The 17,927-nt window shown below is 66.7% G+C and carries 10 protein-coding genes; 8 read left to right on the plus strand and 2 right to left on the minus strand.

Going from position 1 to position 17,927, the window contains the following annotated elements:
- Positions 1 to 28 precede the first annotated feature (28 nt).
- The 8 genes from rplL (at position 29) to tuf (ending at position 13,857) form a co-directional block, all read left to right on the plus strand.
- A complete protein-coding gene (gene rplL / locus ACFYO0_RS29730) occupies positions 29 to 415 on the plus strand; it encodes a 50S ribosomal protein L7/L12 (protein WP_388682206.1) in 387 nt (128 codons plus the stop codon).
- A gap of 630 nt (positions 416 to 1,045) precedes the next feature.
- The gene (gene rpoB / locus ACFYO0_RS29735; RefSeq protein ID WP_388682209.1) at positions 1,046 to 4,534 is read left to right on the plus strand and encodes a DNA-directed RNA polymerase subunit beta; all 3,489 of its coding nucleotides are present in this window, start codon (positions 1,046 to 1,048) and stop codon (positions 4,532 to 4,534) included.
- 97 nt (positions 4,535 to 4,631) lie between these two features.
- Positions 4,632 to 8,531: a DNA-directed RNA polymerase subunit beta' gene (locus ACFYO0_RS29740; RefSeq protein ID WP_386340845.1), complete on the plus strand. Its 3,900-nt coding sequence runs from the start codon at positions 4,632 to 4,634 to the stop codon at positions 8,529 to 8,531.
- A 170-nt stretch (positions 8,532 to 8,701) separates the two neighbouring features.
- Complete coding sequence (locus tag ACFYO0_RS29745; RefSeq protein ID WP_388682212.1) at positions 8,702 to 9,247, plus strand: DUF1707 and DUF4190 domain-containing protein; 546 nt, start codon at positions 8,702 to 8,704, stop codon at positions 9,245 to 9,247.
- A 252-nt stretch (positions 9,248 to 9,499) separates the two neighbouring features.
- Positions 9,500 to 9,871 (plus strand): 30S ribosomal protein S12, encoded by a 372-nt coding sequence (gene rpsL / locus ACFYO0_RS29750; RefSeq protein WP_003948652.1) that lies wholly within the window; start codon positions 9,500 to 9,502, stop codon positions 9,869 to 9,871.
- 2 nt (positions 9,872 to 9,873) lie between these two features.
- The gene (gene rpsG, locus ACFYO0_RS29755; protein ID WP_007384059.1) at positions 9,874 to 10,344 is read left to right on the plus strand and encodes a 30S ribosomal protein S7; all 471 of its coding nucleotides are present in this window, start codon (positions 9,874 to 9,876) and stop codon (positions 10,342 to 10,344) included.
- Between the two features lie 39 nt (positions 10,345 to 10,383).
- Positions 10,384 to 12,510, plus strand: a complete 2,127-nt coding sequence (gene fusA / locus ACFYO0_RS29760; protein ID WP_388682217.1) for an elongation factor G — start codon at positions 10,384 to 10,386, stop codon at positions 12,508 to 12,510.
- A gap of 153 nt (positions 12,511 to 12,663) precedes the next feature.
- Positions 12,664 to 13,857: an elongation factor Tu gene (gene tuf / locus ACFYO0_RS29765; RefSeq protein ID WP_033319627.1), complete on the plus strand. Its 1,194-nt coding sequence runs from the start codon at positions 12,664 to 12,666 to the stop codon at positions 13,855 to 13,857.
- A 96-nt stretch (positions 13,858 to 13,953) separates the two neighbouring features.
- Here tuf and nshR read toward each other — a convergent pair whose 3' ends face one another.
- Both nshR and ACFYO0_RS29775 read right to left on the minus strand, forming a co-directional pair.
- Complete coding sequence (gene nshR / locus ACFYO0_RS29770) at positions 13,954 to 14,763, minus strand: NshR/TsnR family 23S rRNA methyltransferase (RefSeq protein ID WP_388682220.1); 810 nt, start codon at positions 14,761 to 14,763, stop codon at positions 13,954 to 13,956.
- Between the two features lie 299 nt (positions 14,764 to 15,062).
- The gene (locus ACFYO0_RS29775) at positions 15,063 to 17,924 is read right to left on the minus strand and encodes a poly(A) polymerase (RefSeq protein WP_388682223.1); all 2,862 of its coding nucleotides are present in this window, start codon (positions 17,922 to 17,924) and stop codon (positions 15,063 to 15,065) included.
- Positions 17,925 to 17,927: the final 3 nt, after the last annotated feature.

Consider the following 17,927-nt stretch of genomic DNA (forward strand, 5'->3'; position numbering starts at 1 on the left):
AGCCGAATTAGTGGAAGGATCGCCCATCATGGCGAAGCTCAGCCAGGAAGACCTGCTCGCGCAGTTCGAGGAGATGACCCTCATCGAGCTCTCCGAGTTCGTGAAGGCGTTCGAGGACAAGTTCGACGTCACCGCTGCCGCCCCGGCCGCCGTCGTCGCCGCCGGTGGCCCGGCCGCCCCGGCCGCCGAGGCCGAGCCCGAGCAGGACGAGTTCGACGTCGTCCTCACGGGTGCCGGCGACAAGAAGATCCAGGTCATCAAGGTCGTGCGTGAGCTGACCTCCCTGGGTCTGAAGGAGGCCAAGGACCTCGTGGACGGCGCCCCGAAGCCCGTCCTCGAGAAGGTCGCCAAGGACGCCGCCGAGAAGGCCGCCGAGTCCCTCAAGGGCGCCGGCGCCTCCGTCGAGGTCAAGTAAGTCTCCAAGTGCGGCTACGGCCGCACGGCGACTTCCCGTGACACAGCTCTCCCGCAGGGCTGTAACGCGGACGCACTGAGGAGCGATCACCCAGTTGGGTGGTCGCTCTTCGGCGTTCGAGGGGGCGCCGTGCGGCTGCCTTGCGCTGTAGGTCGCGGCGAGTATGGTGATCTTCGTTGTGCCTCCGGCCGCCTCGGTGACGGGCAGCAGACCGGGCTGCAAGTGACGATCGCAGCACCCGGTTTGGGCATGGGGGGCCTTGACGAACCGCACGCAGCGCGCAATTCTCAGGACGCGTCGTCACAACGATCCGGATCCGAGGCATGGATCGACGGCGAAGAGGGAAGTATCGATGTGCATTGAGGGCGTGGCTTGCAGCAGGGGTTGAGAACAACGAGGGTCTTCAAAAACCCGCACTGGACATCAGTGGGCCTATTGGCTACACTGACCCTTTGCGCTGCCTGTTAGCTGCCTCCTGCCCGTCACCAGGGGCATGCCCTCGCTTGAGCACTGTGGATTGAAACGGCCCTGACCTGGCCTTCTTTGGCTGGTTCAGGAAACGCCTGTCTCTGTGCCCGGCTTGGGACCGGTACGCGCGTAGTGAGTCCGAGCCCTCGGAAGGACCCCCTCTTGGCCGCCTCGCGCACTGCCTCGACCGCGAATACGAACAACGGCGCCAGCACTGCCCCGCTGCGCATCTCCTTTGCAAAGATCAAGGAGCCCCTCGAGGTTCCGAACCTTCTTGCGCTGCAAACCGAGAGCTTCGACTGGCTGCTCGGCAACGACGCGTGGAAGGCTCGTGTCGAGGCGGCTCTGGAAAGCGGACAGGACGTCCCCACCAAGTCTGGCCTGGAGGAGATCTTCGAGGAGATCTCTCCGATCGAGGACTTCTCCGGGTCGATGTCGCTGACCTTCCGCGACCACCGTTTCGAGCCTCCGAAGAACTCCATCGACGAGTGCAAGGAGCGCGACTTCACGTACGCCGCCCCGCTCTTCGTCACCGCTGAGTTCACCAACAACGAGACCGGCGAGATCAAGTCCCAGACCGTCTTCATGGGCGACTTCCCGCTCATGACGAACAAGGGCACCTTCGTCATCAACGGCACCGAGCGTGTCGTGGTGTCGCAGCTGGTCCGTTCGCCGGGTGTCTACTTCGACTCCTCCATCGACAAGACGTCCGACAAGGACATCTTCTCCGCGAAGGTCATCCCGTCCCGGGGTGCCTGGCTGGAGATGGAGATCGACAAGCGCGACATGGTCGGTGTACGCATCGACCGTAAGCGCAAGCAGTCCGTGACCGTTCTGCTCAAGGCTCTCGGTTGGACGACCGAGCAGATCCTCGAGGAGTTCGGCGAGTACGAGTCCATGCGCGCCACCCTGGAGAAGGACCACACCCAGGGCCAGGACGACGCACTGCTCGACATCTACCGCAAGCTGCGTCCGGGCGAGCCCCCGACCCGTGAGGCCGCGCAGACGCTGCTCGAGAACCTCTACTTCAACCCCAAGCGTTACGACCTCGCCAAGGTCGGCCGCTACAAGGTCAACAAGAAGCTGGGCGGCGACGCCCCGCTGGACGCCGGCATCCTGACCGTCGAGGACATCATCTCGACGATCAAGTACCTGGTGAAGCTGCACGCCGGTGAGACCGAGACCGTTATGGGCGAAAGCGGCACGACGATCGTCGTCGAGACCGACGACATCGACCACTTCGGCAACCGTCGTCTGCGTAACGTCGGCGAGCTCATCCAGAACCAGGTCCGTACGGGTCTGGCGCGTATGGAGCGCGTTGTCCGTGAGCGCATGACGACTCAGGACGTCGAGGCGATCACGCCGCAGACGCTGATCAACATCCGGCCGGTCGTCGCCTCCATCAAGGAGTTCTTCGGCACCAGCCAGCTGTCGCAGTTCATGGACCAGAACAACCCGCTGTCGGGTCTCACCCACAAGCGCCGTCTGTCGGCTCTTGGCCCGGGTGGTCTCTCCCGTGAGCGGGCCGGCTTCGAGGTCCGTGACGTGCACCCCTCGCACTACGGCCGCATGTGCCCGATCGAGACCCCGGAAGGCCCGAACATCGGCCTGATCGGCTCGCTCGCCTCGTACGGCCGGGTCAACGCGTTCGGCTTCGTCGAGACGCCGTACCGCCGGGTCACCGACGGTTTCGTCACCGATGAGGTCGACTACCTGACCGCCGACGAGGAGGACCGCTTCGTCATCGCGCAGGCCAACGCGCCGCTGTCGGACGACATGCGGTTCGAGGAGTCCCGCGTGCTGGTTCGCCGCCGTGGCGGCGAGGTCGACTACGTCCCCGGTGACGACGTGGACTACATGGACGTCTCCCCGCGCCAGATGGTGTCGGTCGCGACCGCCATGATCCCGTTCCTCGAGCACGACGACGCCAACCGTGCCCTCATGGGCGCGAACATGATGCGTCAGGCCGTGCCGCTGATCACCGCCGAGGCTCCCCTCGTCGGTACGGGCATGGAGTACCGCTGCGCCGTCGACGCCGGTGACGTCATCAAGGCGGAGAAGGCGGGTGTGGTCCAGGAGGTCTCCGCGGACTACGTCACCGTGGCCAACGACGACGGCACGTACACCACGTACCGGGTTGCCAAGTTCTCCCGTTCCAACCAGGGCACCTCGGTCAACCAGAAGGTCATCGTCCACGAGGGCGACCGGATCGTCGAGAGCCAGGTGCTCGCCGACGGTCCCGCCACCCAGGAAGGCGAGATGGCGCTGGGCAAGAACCTGCTCGTCGCCTTCATGCCCTGGGAGGGTCACAACTACGAGGACGCGATCATCCTGTCGCAGCGCCTCGTGCAGGACGACGTCCTCTCCTCGATCCACATCGAGGAGCACGAGGTCGACGCCCGTGACACCAAGCTCGGCCCCGAGGAGATCACCCGGGACATCCCGAACGTCTCCGAGGAGGTCCTGGCCGACCTCGACGAGCGCGGCATCATCCGCATCGGCGCCGAGGTCATCGCCGGCGACATCCTCGTCGGCAAGGTGACCCCCAAGGGTGAGACCGAGCTGACGCCGGAGGAGCGCCTGCTGCGCGCGATCTTCGGTGAGAAGGCCCGTGAGGTCCGTGACACCTCGCTGAAGGTGCCGCACGGCGAGACCGGCAAGGTCATCGGCGTACGCGTCTTCGACCGCGAGGAGGGCGACGAGCTGCCCCCCGGTGTGAACCAGCTGGTGCGCGTGTACGTGGCGCAGAAGCGCAAGATCACCGACGGTGACAAGCTCGCCGGCCGCCACGGCAACAAGGGTGTCATCTCCAAGATTCTGCCGATCGAGGACATGCCGTTCCTGGAGGACGGCACCCCGGTCGACATCATCCTCAACCCGCTGGGTGTGCCGTCCCGAATGAACCCGGGACAGGTTCTGGAGATCCACCTCGGCTGGCTCGCCAGCCAGGGCTGGGACGTCTCCGGACTCGCCGACGAGTGGGCTCAGCGCCTCCAGGTCATCGGCGCCGACCAGGTCGACCCGCGTACGAACGTGGCGACCCCGGTCTTCGACGGTGCCCGCGAGGACGAGCTGGCCGGTCTGCTGGAGCACACCGTTCCGAACCGCGACGGCGACCGCATGGTCCTCCCGTCGGGCAAGGCGAAGCTGTTCGACGGCCGCTCCGGCGAGCCGTTCCCGGAGCCGATCTCGATCGGCTACATGTACATCCTCAAGCTCCACCACCTGGTCGACGACAAGCTCCACGCCCGCTCGACCGGTCCGTACTCGATGATCACCCAGCAGCCGCTGGGTGGTAAGGCCCAGTTCGGTGGCCAGCGGTTCGGCGAGATGGAGGTGTGGGCGCTGGAGGCTTACGGCGCCGCGTACGCCCTCCAGGAGCTGCTGACCATCAAGTCCGACGACGTCACCGGCCGCGTGAAGGTCTACGAGGCCATCGTCAAGGGCGAGAACATCCCCGAGCCCGGCATCCCCGAGTCCTTCAAGGTGCTCATCAAGGAGATGCAGTCGCTCTGCCTCAATGTGGAGGTGCTGTCCTCGGACGGTATGTCCATCGAGATGCGCGACACGGACGAGGACGTCTTCCGCGCCGCGGAGGAGCTCGGTATCGACCTGTCCCGGCGTGAGCCGAGCAGCGTCGAAGAGGTCTGACGGGTCTGGCCGGGGCTCCCTGAACAAGAGCCCCGGCTAACCCCGGACCCAAGTCAGACCAGTGAAGAATCGACCCCGAAAGAGGGATTGACGACCAGTGCTCGACGTCAACTTCTTCGACGAGCTGCGGATCGGCCTCGCTACTGCTGACGACATTCGTCAGTGGTCCCACGGTGAGGTCAAGAAGCCGGAGACCATCAACTACCGCACCCTCAAGCCCGAGAAGGACGGACTCTTCTGCGAGAAGATCTTCGGTCCGACCCGGGACTGGGAGTGCTACTGCGGCAAGTACAAGCGTGTCCGGTTCAAGGGCATCATCTGCGAGCGCTGCGGCGTCGAGGTCACTCGCGCCAAGGTGCGTCGTGAGCGGATGGGCCACATCGAACTGGCCGCTCCCGTCACCCACATCTGGTACTTCAAGGGCGTTCCGTCGCGCCTTGGCTACCTGCTCGACCTCGCCCCGAAGGACCTCGAGAAGGTCATCTACTTCGCCGCGTACATGATCACGTACGTGGACGAGGAGCGCCGTACGCGCGATCTGCCCTCCCTGGAGGCGCATGTCTCCGTGGAGCGTCAGCAGGTCGAGAACCGTCGCGACGCCGACCTCGAGGCCCGTGCCAAGAAGCTCGAGACCGACCTGGCCGAGCTCGAGGCCGAGGGCGCCAAGGCCGACGTGCGCCGCAAGGTGCGCGAAGGTGCCGAGCGGGAGATGAAGCAGCTGCGTGACCGTGCGCAGCGCGAGATCGACCGGCTCGACGAGGTGTGGACGCGCTTCAAGAACCTCAAGGTCCAGGACCTGGAGGGCGACGAGCTCCTCTACCGCGAGCTGCGTGACCGCTTCGGCACGTACTTCGACGGCTCCATGGGTGCGGCTGCCCTGCAGAAGCGCCTGGAGTCCTTCGACCTCGACGAGGAGGCCGAGCGCCTCCGCGAGATCATCCGTACCGGCAAGGGCCAGAAGAAGACCCGTGCGCTCAAGCGCCTCAAGGTCGTCTCCGCGTTCCTGCAGACCAGCAACAGCCCCAAGGGCATGGTGCTCGACTGCGTGCCGGTGATCCCGCCGGACCTTCGCCCGATGGTGCAGCTGGACGGTGGCCGCTTCGCGACCTCCGACCTGAACGACCTGTACCGCCGTGTGATCAACCGCAACAACCGTCTGAAGAGGCTCCTCGACCTCGGCGCGCCCGAGATCATCGTCAACAACGAGAAGCGCATGCTTCAGGAGGCTGTTGACGCCCTCTTCGACAACGGTCGTCGCGGTCGCCCGGTGACCGGTCCCGGTAACCGTCCCCTGAAGTCCCTCAGCGACATGCTGAAGGGCAAGCAGGGTCGCTTCCGGCAGAACCTGCTCGGTAAGCGAGTCGACTACTCGGCGCGTTCCGTGATCGTCGTCGGTCCGCAGCTGAAGCTGCACCAGTGCGGTCTGCCGAAGGCGATGGCGCTGGAGCTCTTCAAGCCGTTCGTGATGAAGCGCCTGGTCGACCTGAACCACGCGCAGAACATCAAGAGCGCGAAGCGCATGGTGGAGCGCGGCCGCACGGTCGTGTACGACGTCCTCGAAGAGGTCATCGCGGAGCACCCGGTTCTGCTGAACCGTGCGCCCACCCTTCACCGCCTCGGCATCCAGGCCTTCGAGCCGCAGCTGGTCGAGGGCAAGGCCATCCAGATCCACCCGCTCGTCTGCACCGCGTTCAACGCGGACTTCGACGGTGACCAGATGGCCGTGCACCTGCCGCTCTCCGCGGAGGCGCAGGCCGAGGCCCGCATCCTGATGCTGTCCTCGAACAACATCCTCAAGCCCGCCGACGGCCGTCCGGTGACGATGCCGACCCAGGACATGGTCCTCGGTCTGTTCTTCCTCACCACCGACGGCGAGATGCGGGACGTCAAGGGCGAGGGCCGGTCCTTCGGTTCCGCCGCCGAGGCGATCATGGCGTTCGACGCGGGCGAGCTCTCGCTCCAGTCGAGGGTCGACATCCGCTTCCCCGTCGGCACCATCCCGCCCCGTGGCTGGACGCCGCCGGCGCGGGAAGAGGGCGAGCCGGAGTGGCAGCAGGGTGACACCTTCCGCCTGCGGACGACCCTGGGCCGTGCGCTCTTCAACGAGCTGCTGCCCGAGGACTACCCGTTCGTCGACTACGAGGTCGGCAAGAAGCAGCTCTCCGAGATCGTCAACGACCTCGCCGAGCGCTACCCGAAGGTCATCGTGGCGGCGACGCTCGACAACCTGAAGGCGGCCGGCTTCTACTGGGCGACCCGTTCCGGCGTCACCGTGGCCATCTCCGACGTCGTCGTTCCCGAGGCGAAGAAGGAGATCGTCAAGGGGTACGAGGCGCAGGACGAGAAGGTCCAGAAGCAGTACGAGCGCGGTCTGATCACCAAGGACGAGCGCACGCAGGAGCTCATCGCGATCTGGACCAAGGCGACCAACGAGGTTGCCGAGGCGATGAACGACAACTTCCCGAAGACGAACCCGATCTTCATGATGGTGAACTCGGGCGCCCGAGGGAACATGATGCAGATGCGTCAGATCGCCGGTATGCGCGGTCTGGTGTCGAACGCCAAGAACGAGACCATCCCACGGCCCATCAAGGCGTCGTTCCGTGAGGGTCTCTCCGTGCTGGAGTACTTCATCTCCACGCACGGTGCCCGTAAGGGTCTGGCGGACACCGCTCTGCGTACCGCCGACTCGGGTTACCTCACCCGTCGTCTGGTCGACGTCTCGCAGGACGTCATCATCCGCGAGGAGGACTGCGGCACCGACCGTGGCCTCAGGCTGCAGATCGCGGAGCGCGACGCGGCGGGCAACCTGGTCAAGGCGGACAACGTCGAGACCAGCGTGTACGCCCGTGCGCTGGCCGAGGACATCGTCGCCGACGGCAAGGTGCTGGCCCCCGCCAACACCGACCTGGGCGACGTCCTCATCGACGAGCTGGTCAAGCACGGCGTCTCGGAGGTCAAGACCCGCTCGGTCCTGACCTGTGAGTCCGCCGTCGGCACCTGCGCCATGTGCTACGGCCGTTCGCTGGCCACCGGCAAGCTGGTCGACATCGGTGAGGCGGTCGGCATCATCGCCGCCCAGTCCATCGGTGAGCCCGGCACGCAGCTGACGATGCGTACCTTCCACACCGGTGGTGTGGCCGGTGACGACATCACCCAGGGTCTGCCCCGTGTCGTCGAGCTCTTCGAGGCTCGTACGCCGAAGGGTGTCGCCCCGATCTCCGAGGCCTCCGGCCGCGTACGGATCGAGGAGACCGAGAAGACCAAGAAGCTCGTCGTGACCCCGGACGACGGCAGCGACGAGACGGCGTACCCGATCTCGAAGCGTGCCAAGCTCCAGGTGCGCGAGGGCGACCACGTCGAGGTGGGCCAGAAGCTCACCTACGGTGCCACCAACCCGCACGACGTGCTGCGCATCCTCGGTCAGCGGGCCGTTCAGGTCCACCTGGTCGGCGAGGTGCAGAAGGTCTACAACTCGCAGGGTGTGTCGATCCACGACAAGCACATCGAGATCATCATCCGGCAGATGCTCCGCCGCGTGACGATCATCGAGTCCGGCGACGCCGAGCTGCTGCCCGGCGAGCTCGTGGAGCGCTCGAAGTTCGAGACCGAGAACCGTCGTGTGGTGCAGGAAGGCGGCCACCCGGCCTCCGGCCGTCCGCAGCTGATGGGTATCACCAAGGCCTCGCTGGCGACCGAGTCGTGGCTGTCGGCGGCGTCCTTCCAGGAGACGACCAGGGTCCTCACGGACGCGGCGATCAACGCCAAGTCCGACTCCCTGATCGGCCTCAAGGAGAACGTCATCATCGGTAAGCTCATCCCGGCCGGTACGGGCCTGTCCCGCTACCGCAACATCCGGGTCGAGCCGACCGAGGAGGCCAAGGCCGCGATGTACTCGGCCGTCGGCTACGACGACATCGACTACTCGCCGTTCGGCACGGGCTCCGGCCAGGCCGTTCCGCTGGAGGACTACGACTACGGTCCGTACAACCAGTAAGCGAGCAGCTTGAGTTGAAGGGCGGTCACTCCGTTTCGTACGGGTGGCCGCCCTTCGGCGTGCTGCGTGCCGCGTGCCTTTACGGAAATGAAAAAAGCAGGCCAGGGAACCGATGCCGATATTGGCTCGTTAGAGGATGATGGAGGCATTCAGCCCCGGGGGAGGTGTCCGTGTCGTACCCATCGCAGTGGCAGCCGTGGCAGGGCGGCAACAGCCCGCAGCCGTGGCAGGGCCAGAGCAGTTCGTCGATGCTCGCCTCCCACGCCGACCGGGAGCGCGCCGTCGACGTGCTCAGAGCCGGCTTCGGTGAGGGACGCCTGCAGCAGGCGGAGCTCGAGAAGCGGATCGCGAGGGCCTACGAGGCCCGTACAGTCGGCGAGCTGGCCCTGCTCGTCGCCGACCTGCCGCAGGGCCCCATGCCGTTGCCCATGGCCGCCTCGGCGCCGGTGCCGAGGACGTTCCTGCCCGCGCCGCCGCCGCCCACCAACGGCAAGGCGGTCGGCTCCATGGTCTGTGGTGTGCTCACCACGATGACCTTCGGTATCACCGGCCTGCCCGCCGTGATCCTGGGCCATACGGCACGCACTGAGATACGCCGCACCGGCGAGGGCGGCGAGGGCTTCGCGATGGCCGGACTGATCCTCGGCTGGCTGTCCGTCGCGGGCTGGGCCCTGTTCCTGATGCTCCTGATCGTGGCGTCGGCCTCGGGCGCCTGACGACCAGGTTCTGGGCGACGCCCATTTGTTTTGACCGCAGCGTATGAGGTAGGTACGCTCAGACCTTGTGCCTGGGGTGTGCCCTGGCTCCCGTGCGTGCCTTCAGACCGCAACGGGATCCTTCACCGGCCACCGTAATCTGCGCCCTTTCTGCCTTGCGGCGGGAGTCTGCAGGATTCGACACACCCGACCGCGTGGGTCGGCAACGTTCCAGGTTAGCTTCACCATCGGCACACAGAAACCGGAGAAGTAGTGCCTACGATCCAGCAGCTGGTCCGCAAGGGCCGGCAGGACAAGGTCGAGAAGAACAAGACGCCCGCACTCGAGGGTTCCCCTCAGCGTCGCGGCGTCTGCACGCGTGTGTTCACGACCACCCCGAAGAAGCCGAACTCGGCCCTGCGTAAGGTCGCGCGTGTGCGTCTGACCAGCGGGATCGAGGTTACCGCTTACATTCCGGGTGAGGGACACAACCTGCAGGAGCACTCCATCGTGCTCGTGCGCGGCGGCCGTGTGAAGGACCTGCCCGGTGTTCGTTACAAGATCATCCGCGGTTCGCTCGACACCCAGGGTGTCAAGAACCGCAAGCAGGCCCGCAGTCGCTACGGCGCCAAGAAGGAGAAGTAAGAATGCCTCGTAAGGGCCCCGCCCCGAAGCGCCCGGTCATCATCGACCCGGTCTACGGTTCTCCTCTGGTGACCTCCCTCATCAACAAGGTGCTGCTGAACGGCAAGCGCTCCACCGCCGAGCGCATCGTGTACGGCGCCATGGAGGGCCTGCGCGAGAAGACCAGCAACGACCCGGTCATCACGCTCAAGCGCGCTCTCGAGAACATCAAGCCGACCCTCGAGGTCAAGTCCCGCCGTGTCGGTGGCGCCACCTACCAGGTGCCGGTCGAGGTCAAGCCCGGCCGCGCCAACACCCTGGCGCTGCGCTGGCTGGTCGGTTACTCCCGCGCCCGTCGCGAGAAGACCATGACCGAGCGTCTGCTCAACGAGCTTCTCGACGCTTCGAACGGCCTCGGCGCGGCCGTGAAGAAGCGCGAGGACACCCACAAGATGGCCGAGTCCAACAAGGCCTTCGCGCACTACCGCTGGTAGTCGCTACCCACATCGAGACCGAGAGAAGACCGAAGCCTTATGGCTACCACTTCACTTGACCTGGCCAGGGTCCGGAACATCGGGATCATGGCCCACATCGACGCGGGCAAGACGACCACCACCGAGCGGATCCTGTTCTACACCGGCGTCTCCTACAAGATCGGTGAGGTCCACGACGGCGCTGCCACCATGGACTGGATGGAGCAGGAGCAGGAGCGTGGCATCACGATCACCTCCGCTGCCACCACCTGTCACTGGCCGCTGGACAACGACGACTACACCATCAACATCATCGACACCCCGGGTCACGTCGACTTCACCGTCGAGGTGGAGCGCTCGCTGCGCGTGCTCGACGGTGCCGTGACGGTGTTCGACGGTGTCGCCGGTGTCGAGCCGCAGTCCGAGACCGTGTGGCGTCAGGCCGACCGCTACGGCGTGCCGCGCATCTGCTTCGTCAACAAGCTGGACCGTACCGGCGCCGAGTTCCACCGCTGCGTGGACATGATCTCGGACCGTCTGGGCGCCCAGCCGCTCGTCATGCAGCTGCCGATCGGTGCCGAGGCCGACTTCAAGGGCGTAGTGGACCTGGTCCGCATGAAGGCGCTCGTGTGGTCCGCCGAGGCGGCGAAGGGCGAGATGTACGACACCGTCGACATCCCGGCCACGCACGCCGAGGCCGCCGAGGAGTGGCGCGGCAAGCTGCTCGAGGCCGTCGCGGAGAACGACGAAGAGATCATGGAGCTGTACCTGGAGGGCGAGGAGCCCACCGAGGAGCAGCTGTACGCCGCGATCCGTCGCATCACCATCGCGTCCGGCAAGTCCAACGACACCACGGTCACCCCGGTGTTCTGTGGCACCGCGTTCAAGAACAAGGGCGTCCAGCCCCTGCTCGACGCGGTCGTGCGCTACCTGCCGACTCCGCTCGACGTCGAGGCCATCGAGGGTCACGACGTCAAGGACCCGGAGCTGGTCGTCAAGCGCAAGCCGTCCGACGACGAGCCGCTGTCCGCGCTGGCGTTCAAGATCATGAGCGACCCGCACCTCGGCAAGCTCACCTTCGTCCGGATCTACTCCGGTCGCCTGGAGTCCGGCACCGCCGTGCTGAACCCCGTCAAGGGCAAGAAGGAGCGCATCGGCAAGATCTACCGCATGCACGCGAACAAGCGTGAGGAGATCCAGTCGGTGGGCGCCGGCGACATCGTCGCCGTCATGGGCCTGAAGCAGACCACCACCGGTGAGACGCTGAGCGACGACAAGAACCCGGTCATCCTGGAGTCCATGGACTTCCCGGCGCCGGTCATCCAGGTCGCCATCGAGCCCAAGTCCAAGGGTGACCAGGAGAAGCTGGGTGTCGCCATCCAGCGTCTCGCGGAGGAGGACCCCTCCTTCCAGGTCCACTCGGACGAGGAGACCGGCCAGACCATCATCGGCGGCATGGGCGAGCTGCACCTCGAGGTGCTGGTCGACCGCATGAAGCGCGAGTTCAAGGTCGAGGCCAACGTCGGCAAGCCGCAGGTGGCCTACCGCGAGACGATCCGCAAGGCCGTCGAGCGTGTCGACTACACGCACAAGAAGCAGACTGGTGGTACCGGCCAGTTCGCCAAGGTGCAGATCGCGATCGAGCCGATCGAGGGCGGCGACGCCTCGTACGAGTTCGTGAACAAGGTGACCGGTGGTCGCATCCCGAAGGAGTACATCCCTTCGGTCGACGCCGGCTGCCAGGAGGCCATGCAGTTCGGCATCCTCGCCGGTTACGAGATGACGGGCGTTCGCGTCACGCTCATCGACGGCGCCTACCACGAGGTCGACTCCTCCGAGCTCGCGTTCAAGATCGCCGGTTCGCAGGCCTTCAAGGAGGCCGCGCGCAAGGCCAGCCCCGTACTGCTCGAGCCGATGATGGCCGTCGAGGTCACCACGCCCGAGGACTACATGGGCGAGGTCATCGGTGACATCAACTCCCGACGTGGTCAGATCGAGGCCATGGAGGAGCGTGCCGGTGCCCGCGTCGTGAAGGGCCTGGTTCCGCTGTCGGAGATGTTCGGCTACGTCGGCGACCTCCGCAGCAAGACATCGGGTCGCGCGAGCTACTCGATGCAGTTCGACTCCTACGCCGAGGTTCCCCGGAACGTCGCCGAGGAGATCATCGCGAAGGCCAAGGGCGAGTAACTCACCCGAGTTCACGCTTTAGGCTTGACTCCGGAGCTTGCTGGGGCATTCCGTCACCATCGTGGCTGGAGTGCCCCGGGCCCCGGCTTTCCAGCAAAGATCACCTGGCGCCGATGAGTAAGGCGTACAGAACCACTCCACAGGAGGACCCCAGTGGCGAAGGCGAAGTTCGAGCGGACTAAGCCGCACGTCAACATCGGCACCATCGGTCACATCGACCACGGTAAGACGACCCTCACGGCCGCCATTACCAAGGTGCTGCACGACGCGTACCCGGACCTGAACGAGGCCTCGGCCTTCGACCAGATCGACAAGGCTCCTGAGGAGCGCCAGCGCGGTATCACCATCTCCATCGCGCACGTCGAGTACCAGACGGAGACGCGTCACTACGCGCACGTCGACTGCCCCGGTCACGCGGACTACATCAAGAACATGATCACGGGTGCGGCGCAGATGGACGGCGCCATCCTCGTGGTCGCCGCCACCGACGGCCCGATGCCGCAGACCAAGGAGCACGTGCTCCTGGCCCGCCAGGTCGGCGTCCCCTACATCGTCGTCGCCCTGAACAAGGCCGACATGGTGGACGACGAGGAGATCCTGGAGCTCGTCGAGCTCGAGGTCCGTGAGCTGCTCTCCGAGTACGAGTTCCCGGGCGACGACCTGCCGGTCGTCAAGGTCTCGGCGCTCAAGGCCCTCGAGGGCGACAAGGAGTGGGGCAACTCCGTCCTCGAGCTGATGAAGGCCGTCGACGAGGCGATCCCGCAGCCCGAGCGTGACGTCGACAAGCCGTTCCTGATGCCGATCGAGGACGTCTTCACGATCACCGGTCGTGGCACCGTCGTCACCGGTCGCATCGAGCGTGGTGTCCTCAAGGTCAACGAGACCGTTGACATCGTGGGCATCAAGCAGGAGAAGACCACCACCACGGTCACCGGCATCGAGATGTTCCGCAAGCTGCTCGACGAGGGTCAGGCCGGTGAGAACGTCGGTCTGCTGCTTCGTGGCATCAAGCGCGAGGACGTCGAGCGCGGCCAGGTCATCATCAAGCCGGGCTCTGTCACCCCGCACACCGAGTTCGAGGCGCAGGCGTACATCCTGTCCAAGGACGAGGGTGGCCGCCACACGCCGTTCTTCAACAACTACCGTCCGCAGTTCTACTTCCGTACGACTGACGTGACCGGTGTTGTGACCCTCCCCGAGGGCACGGAGATGGTCATGCCGGGCGACAACACTGAGATGAAGGTCGAGCTCATCCAGCCCGTCGCCATGGAGGAGGGCCTGAAGTTCGCCATCCGTGAGGGTGGCCGGACCGTGGGCGCCGGCCAGGTCACCAAGATCAACAAGTGAGCTTGTTGACTTGACCTGGTAGCTCCGCTGAGAGCTCCTGAAAGGGCCCGTACGACTTTGGTCGTACGGGCCCTTTTGCTGTTGGCGGTGCTCAGGTCAGCGGCTGACGGCGAAATTCCTCTGGATTCGCTCGTGCAGCGCGATACCGACCGAGACCGAGACATTGAGAGACTCGGTGGAATTGATCATCGGGATGGAAACCGTTGTGGCGGACGTCTTCTTGAACAATTCGGAGGGTCCGCCCTTCTCGCTGCCGAACAGCAGGGCCAGCCGTTCCTGTTTGTCACCGAGGTCCTTGACGGTGAGTTCACCGCCCGCTTCGAACGCCATCAACGGCATTTCGTTGTCGCGGACGAAGGCGACCGCGTCCTCGCGACTGGCGAGAACGACGGGAAGGGAGAAGACATAGCCCCGGCTTGCCCTCAGCAGACGCCGGTCGGCGATCGTGGCGAGATCGCTGTCGACCAGGACGATTCCTGAGGCCCCCAGTGCGAGGGTAGTCCGCACGATCGCGCCGATGTTACCGACGATCTTCACGCCGTCGAGTACGACGACGTCTCCGCCGCGCTCCGCGATGTCCTGGAACCGAGCCGGCCGGGGGACGCGCGCGATACCGAATGTCTTGGCCTTTCGCTCCCCTTTGAACAGCTGATTGACGACCGACGATTCGACGAGGCGGACCGGAACATTTCGCTGCTGACAGAGGTCGAGCAGTTCGGGAGAGAACGGAGTGCTGTCGCTTCCGTACACCTCGATGAATTCGACCCCCGCTCCCAGGCATTGCATGAGGGGTTCGGTGTCCTCGATCAATACCGTCTTGATGCTGGACCTCGACGGCTTGGTGACGTCGAGAATTCGCTGCATCGCGGGATCGGAAAGGGAAGTGATGGTGGCCAGCTCGTTCATGTGCCGATCTTAACAGCGCTGTGTAACGGCGAATATCGAGGAAAAAGTGCGTGCGCCGCTCATGCGTGTGCCGTTCACAGGAGCGGGACGGGCCGCGATTCGGGGGCGTGATCGTCAGCTCGGCCACGATGTGGCTTGCCGCCTCCAACGGCAGTCCCCAGGAACGGAGTTGCTCGGTCGTGAACAGTCGGGCCAGACGGGCGCCGCGCCGGGTGGAGGAGAGTTGCACGGTGAACCGGCGTGCGATGGCCGGGACTTGAGCGGCTTGAGCGGTTTCAGGGGCTGTTGCCCAGGCGCGATCAGTACAAGGTCGGGATCTCGCCGCCCTCAACTCTCCTCAGCGTGACCCCCGACAGGCCGCGCAGCCGGCGTTCCGCGACAGCAGCGAGACGATCCGGAGCCGGTGGGTTGAGACCCAGGCCGATGGCGTAGCGGAGCGGGTCACTGGTGAAGGGCCGGGGCCAGGCATGGGTGGCCGGAGCCGTGTCCGACAGGTCGGTCAGCAGGGCCCGCATCCTGCCCCGTACCCGGCCCTCGTCAGCGCCGGAGCCCACCGTCACGACCGCCCAGGCCGCGTGGCGGCGGTGCAGGTTGGGAGGGGACAGCAGCTCGGGCCACGGGAACGGGTCCGCGGTCGAGTCCAGCAACTCCCAGGCGCGGAACAGCTCTTGGGTGATGAGGTCTCGCATGCCCGCCGTGACCTGGTCCGTGCAGGGGCGGACCGGATCGGACGGCGTGGTGATCGTGAGGGGGAGAGCCTGACGCCCCCTGTGGCCCGGTTCGCCCACCGGGTCTCGCCAGTCCCAGGCGGCCCACGTAGCGAAGAAGTGCTGTAGGAGATCGGCCGGGGGCAGATCGCCGGCCTCGCTCACGGTACGGGCCGCCAGGACGGACCAGGCCAGGCCCGGCAGCCCGCCGAACGGTGCCGAATCCAGGCCGCGTGCCTTCGCCCACGCCTTGACCTGCGTGGCCAGCCGGGCGAAGGCCGGTCCGTGGGTGCCGACCGAGGCGAGGATCGCGTCGGCGTCGCTCACCGCACTGAGCGCGATCGACGCGGCCTCGCCCAACTCGGCCCGGCGCTCCACCGCCTCGCCGGGGTCCATCGAGCCGGTGGCGACGACGACCAGGTCCACGTCCAGTCCGTCGACCCGCAACCGCAGTCCGGGTACGCGTGCCCCGACCACCTCGCGCATGTCGGTCGCGTCGGAGAGCGCGGTCGTCAATCGCCCCTGCACGGAGGAGAGTTGGACCCGATCCGGCAGGGCCGTCACCAGGTCCACGTCCGCTCCGGGCAGTGCGCAGCCCATGCGCCGGGAGCCGACGAGGTGTACGACACCATCGGACAGCGCATCCGCGATGCGGTGGGTGATCCGGTCGGCGGTTGCCGTCTCCGTGGCCGTGGCGGTTTCGGCGGGGGCAGCCTCGGAGTGCCCGTACCGAGCAGCCTCCTGCGTCCAGCGGACCTTCCCCGTCCCCAGCGTCACCGTCGCCCGCACGCGCATCGGCTCGTCCCCGCGGCGTGACAGCAGTGCCAACTCGCCCACCCGGACCGGTATCGGAGCGAGACGGGACGCGCAGTCGGCGGCCAGGGCGTTCGGATCGGTGGTGCGGCCCAGGCTCAGATGAGGGGTGAAGCCCGCGTGGCGGCCACGGCAGCGGGGGAAGTGGCGCAGGAGGGTGCGGTGCAGTTCGGCCCATGGTTCCTCGCCGTCGGCCGCGGGGTCGAGCCAGACGGTGGCGGCGTCCCGATGACCGAACCAGTGCACGCCCGCCAGCCGGGCCTCGAAGGGAGCCATAGCCGTGGTGGCCCTCGCCAGCAGCGATGCCGCCTGCTCGAACTCGTGCTCCGGTACGAATCCGAAGAGCAGGTTCACATGCGGCGGCCAGCGGTGGATCTGCGGGTCGTGGTCCCGGCGGATGTCCTGGAGGGGCGGCCACAGCTCCTGGGGCGGGATCCACGCCAGGGCCGTACGGGGAGTCGGGCGCGCGTCGAGGACGTCGTACGCCCCCGGCTCAGCCGCATCCGCCGCATCCGCCGAGCCCGCCGAGTCCGCCGGGTCCGCCGTCAACTCGACCCGTACCCCGTAGTGATCGGAGACGTGGAGGCCGTCGGCCGAGGGCGTGTCGCCGTACAGCTCGGCCCGCCGTACCCGCAGGCCCTCCGCGCGCAGCAGCACCCGGTCCAGTCGGGAGGCCCGGCCGGTCAGGGAGGAGACCGCGGCGAGCGGGTTGGCGCCCGGGTCGAACGTCGGCGTCCGGTCGTCGGCGCCGTGCGCCTCGCTCCACGCGTCCCGCAGGCCCAGCGTCAGCTGCGGTGTGTCCCCGCCGTCGTTGAAGTCGCCCAGCAGGACAAGGTTGTCCTCCAGAGCCGCCAGCCCCTCGGCGATACGGGCGAGTTCGGCCTCGCGCCTGCCCGCACCGTTGTCGGAGTGGTCGCTGCTGAGGTGGGTCGCGGCGACGACGAGGGGCCGGGTGTCCGTCTCCACGACGAGGGCGGCCACCGCCTTGTGCGGGCCCAGCGCGTGATGCGCCGCCTCGCGGACGGGCAACCGGCTCAGGAGCAGCAGACCGCAGTCGTCCACGTCCCGGCCCCGTGGGTCCGTGCCGAGCGTCCAGTCCGCCCGGATCCATGGCTCCCGCAGCAGCATGCCCAGAAGCTCGGCCTCGACCTCCTGCAGCGCGATCACATCCACGTCGGCTTCCCGCAGGGCCCGCAGGAGCAGCGGTCTGCGCCGGGCGCTGTCGATCAGGTCGGCGTCGTACCGGTCCCAGAGGGTGTTCCAGGTCAGCACTCGCACACCGCCCGGGCGCGGACCGGGTACGGTGCCGCGCGGCGAGCGCACGGGGCGCCAGTCCTCGCCGTCCCACGCGTACGGCGTACGGGCCGTGAAGAACGGCGCCCGGAGCCGTCGTGCCTCCCGCACCCGCCCGGCCTCCGTCGCGTCGATCCGGTCCACGCCCGTGGTCCGGTCCCACACCACCTCGCCGTCGGCCTCGAAGAACAGCACCCGGTGCCACGGGATCTCGCCGCCCGGCACGAAGGCGGGCAGCGGAACGCGCTTGGGATCGGCGCCGCGCTGGAGCACGCCCAGCACGAAGCGGGCCGGGTCGAAGCGCGCGTCCCAGCGCACCCGGTGATAGATCTCCTCGCTCGTGCGCACCGG

It is taken from the genome of Streptomyces sp. NPDC006365, from assembly GCF_042870755.1.
Taxonomy (GTDB): Bacteria; Actinomycetota; Actinomycetes; order Streptomycetales; family Streptomycetaceae; genus Streptomyces; species Streptomyces xiangluensis.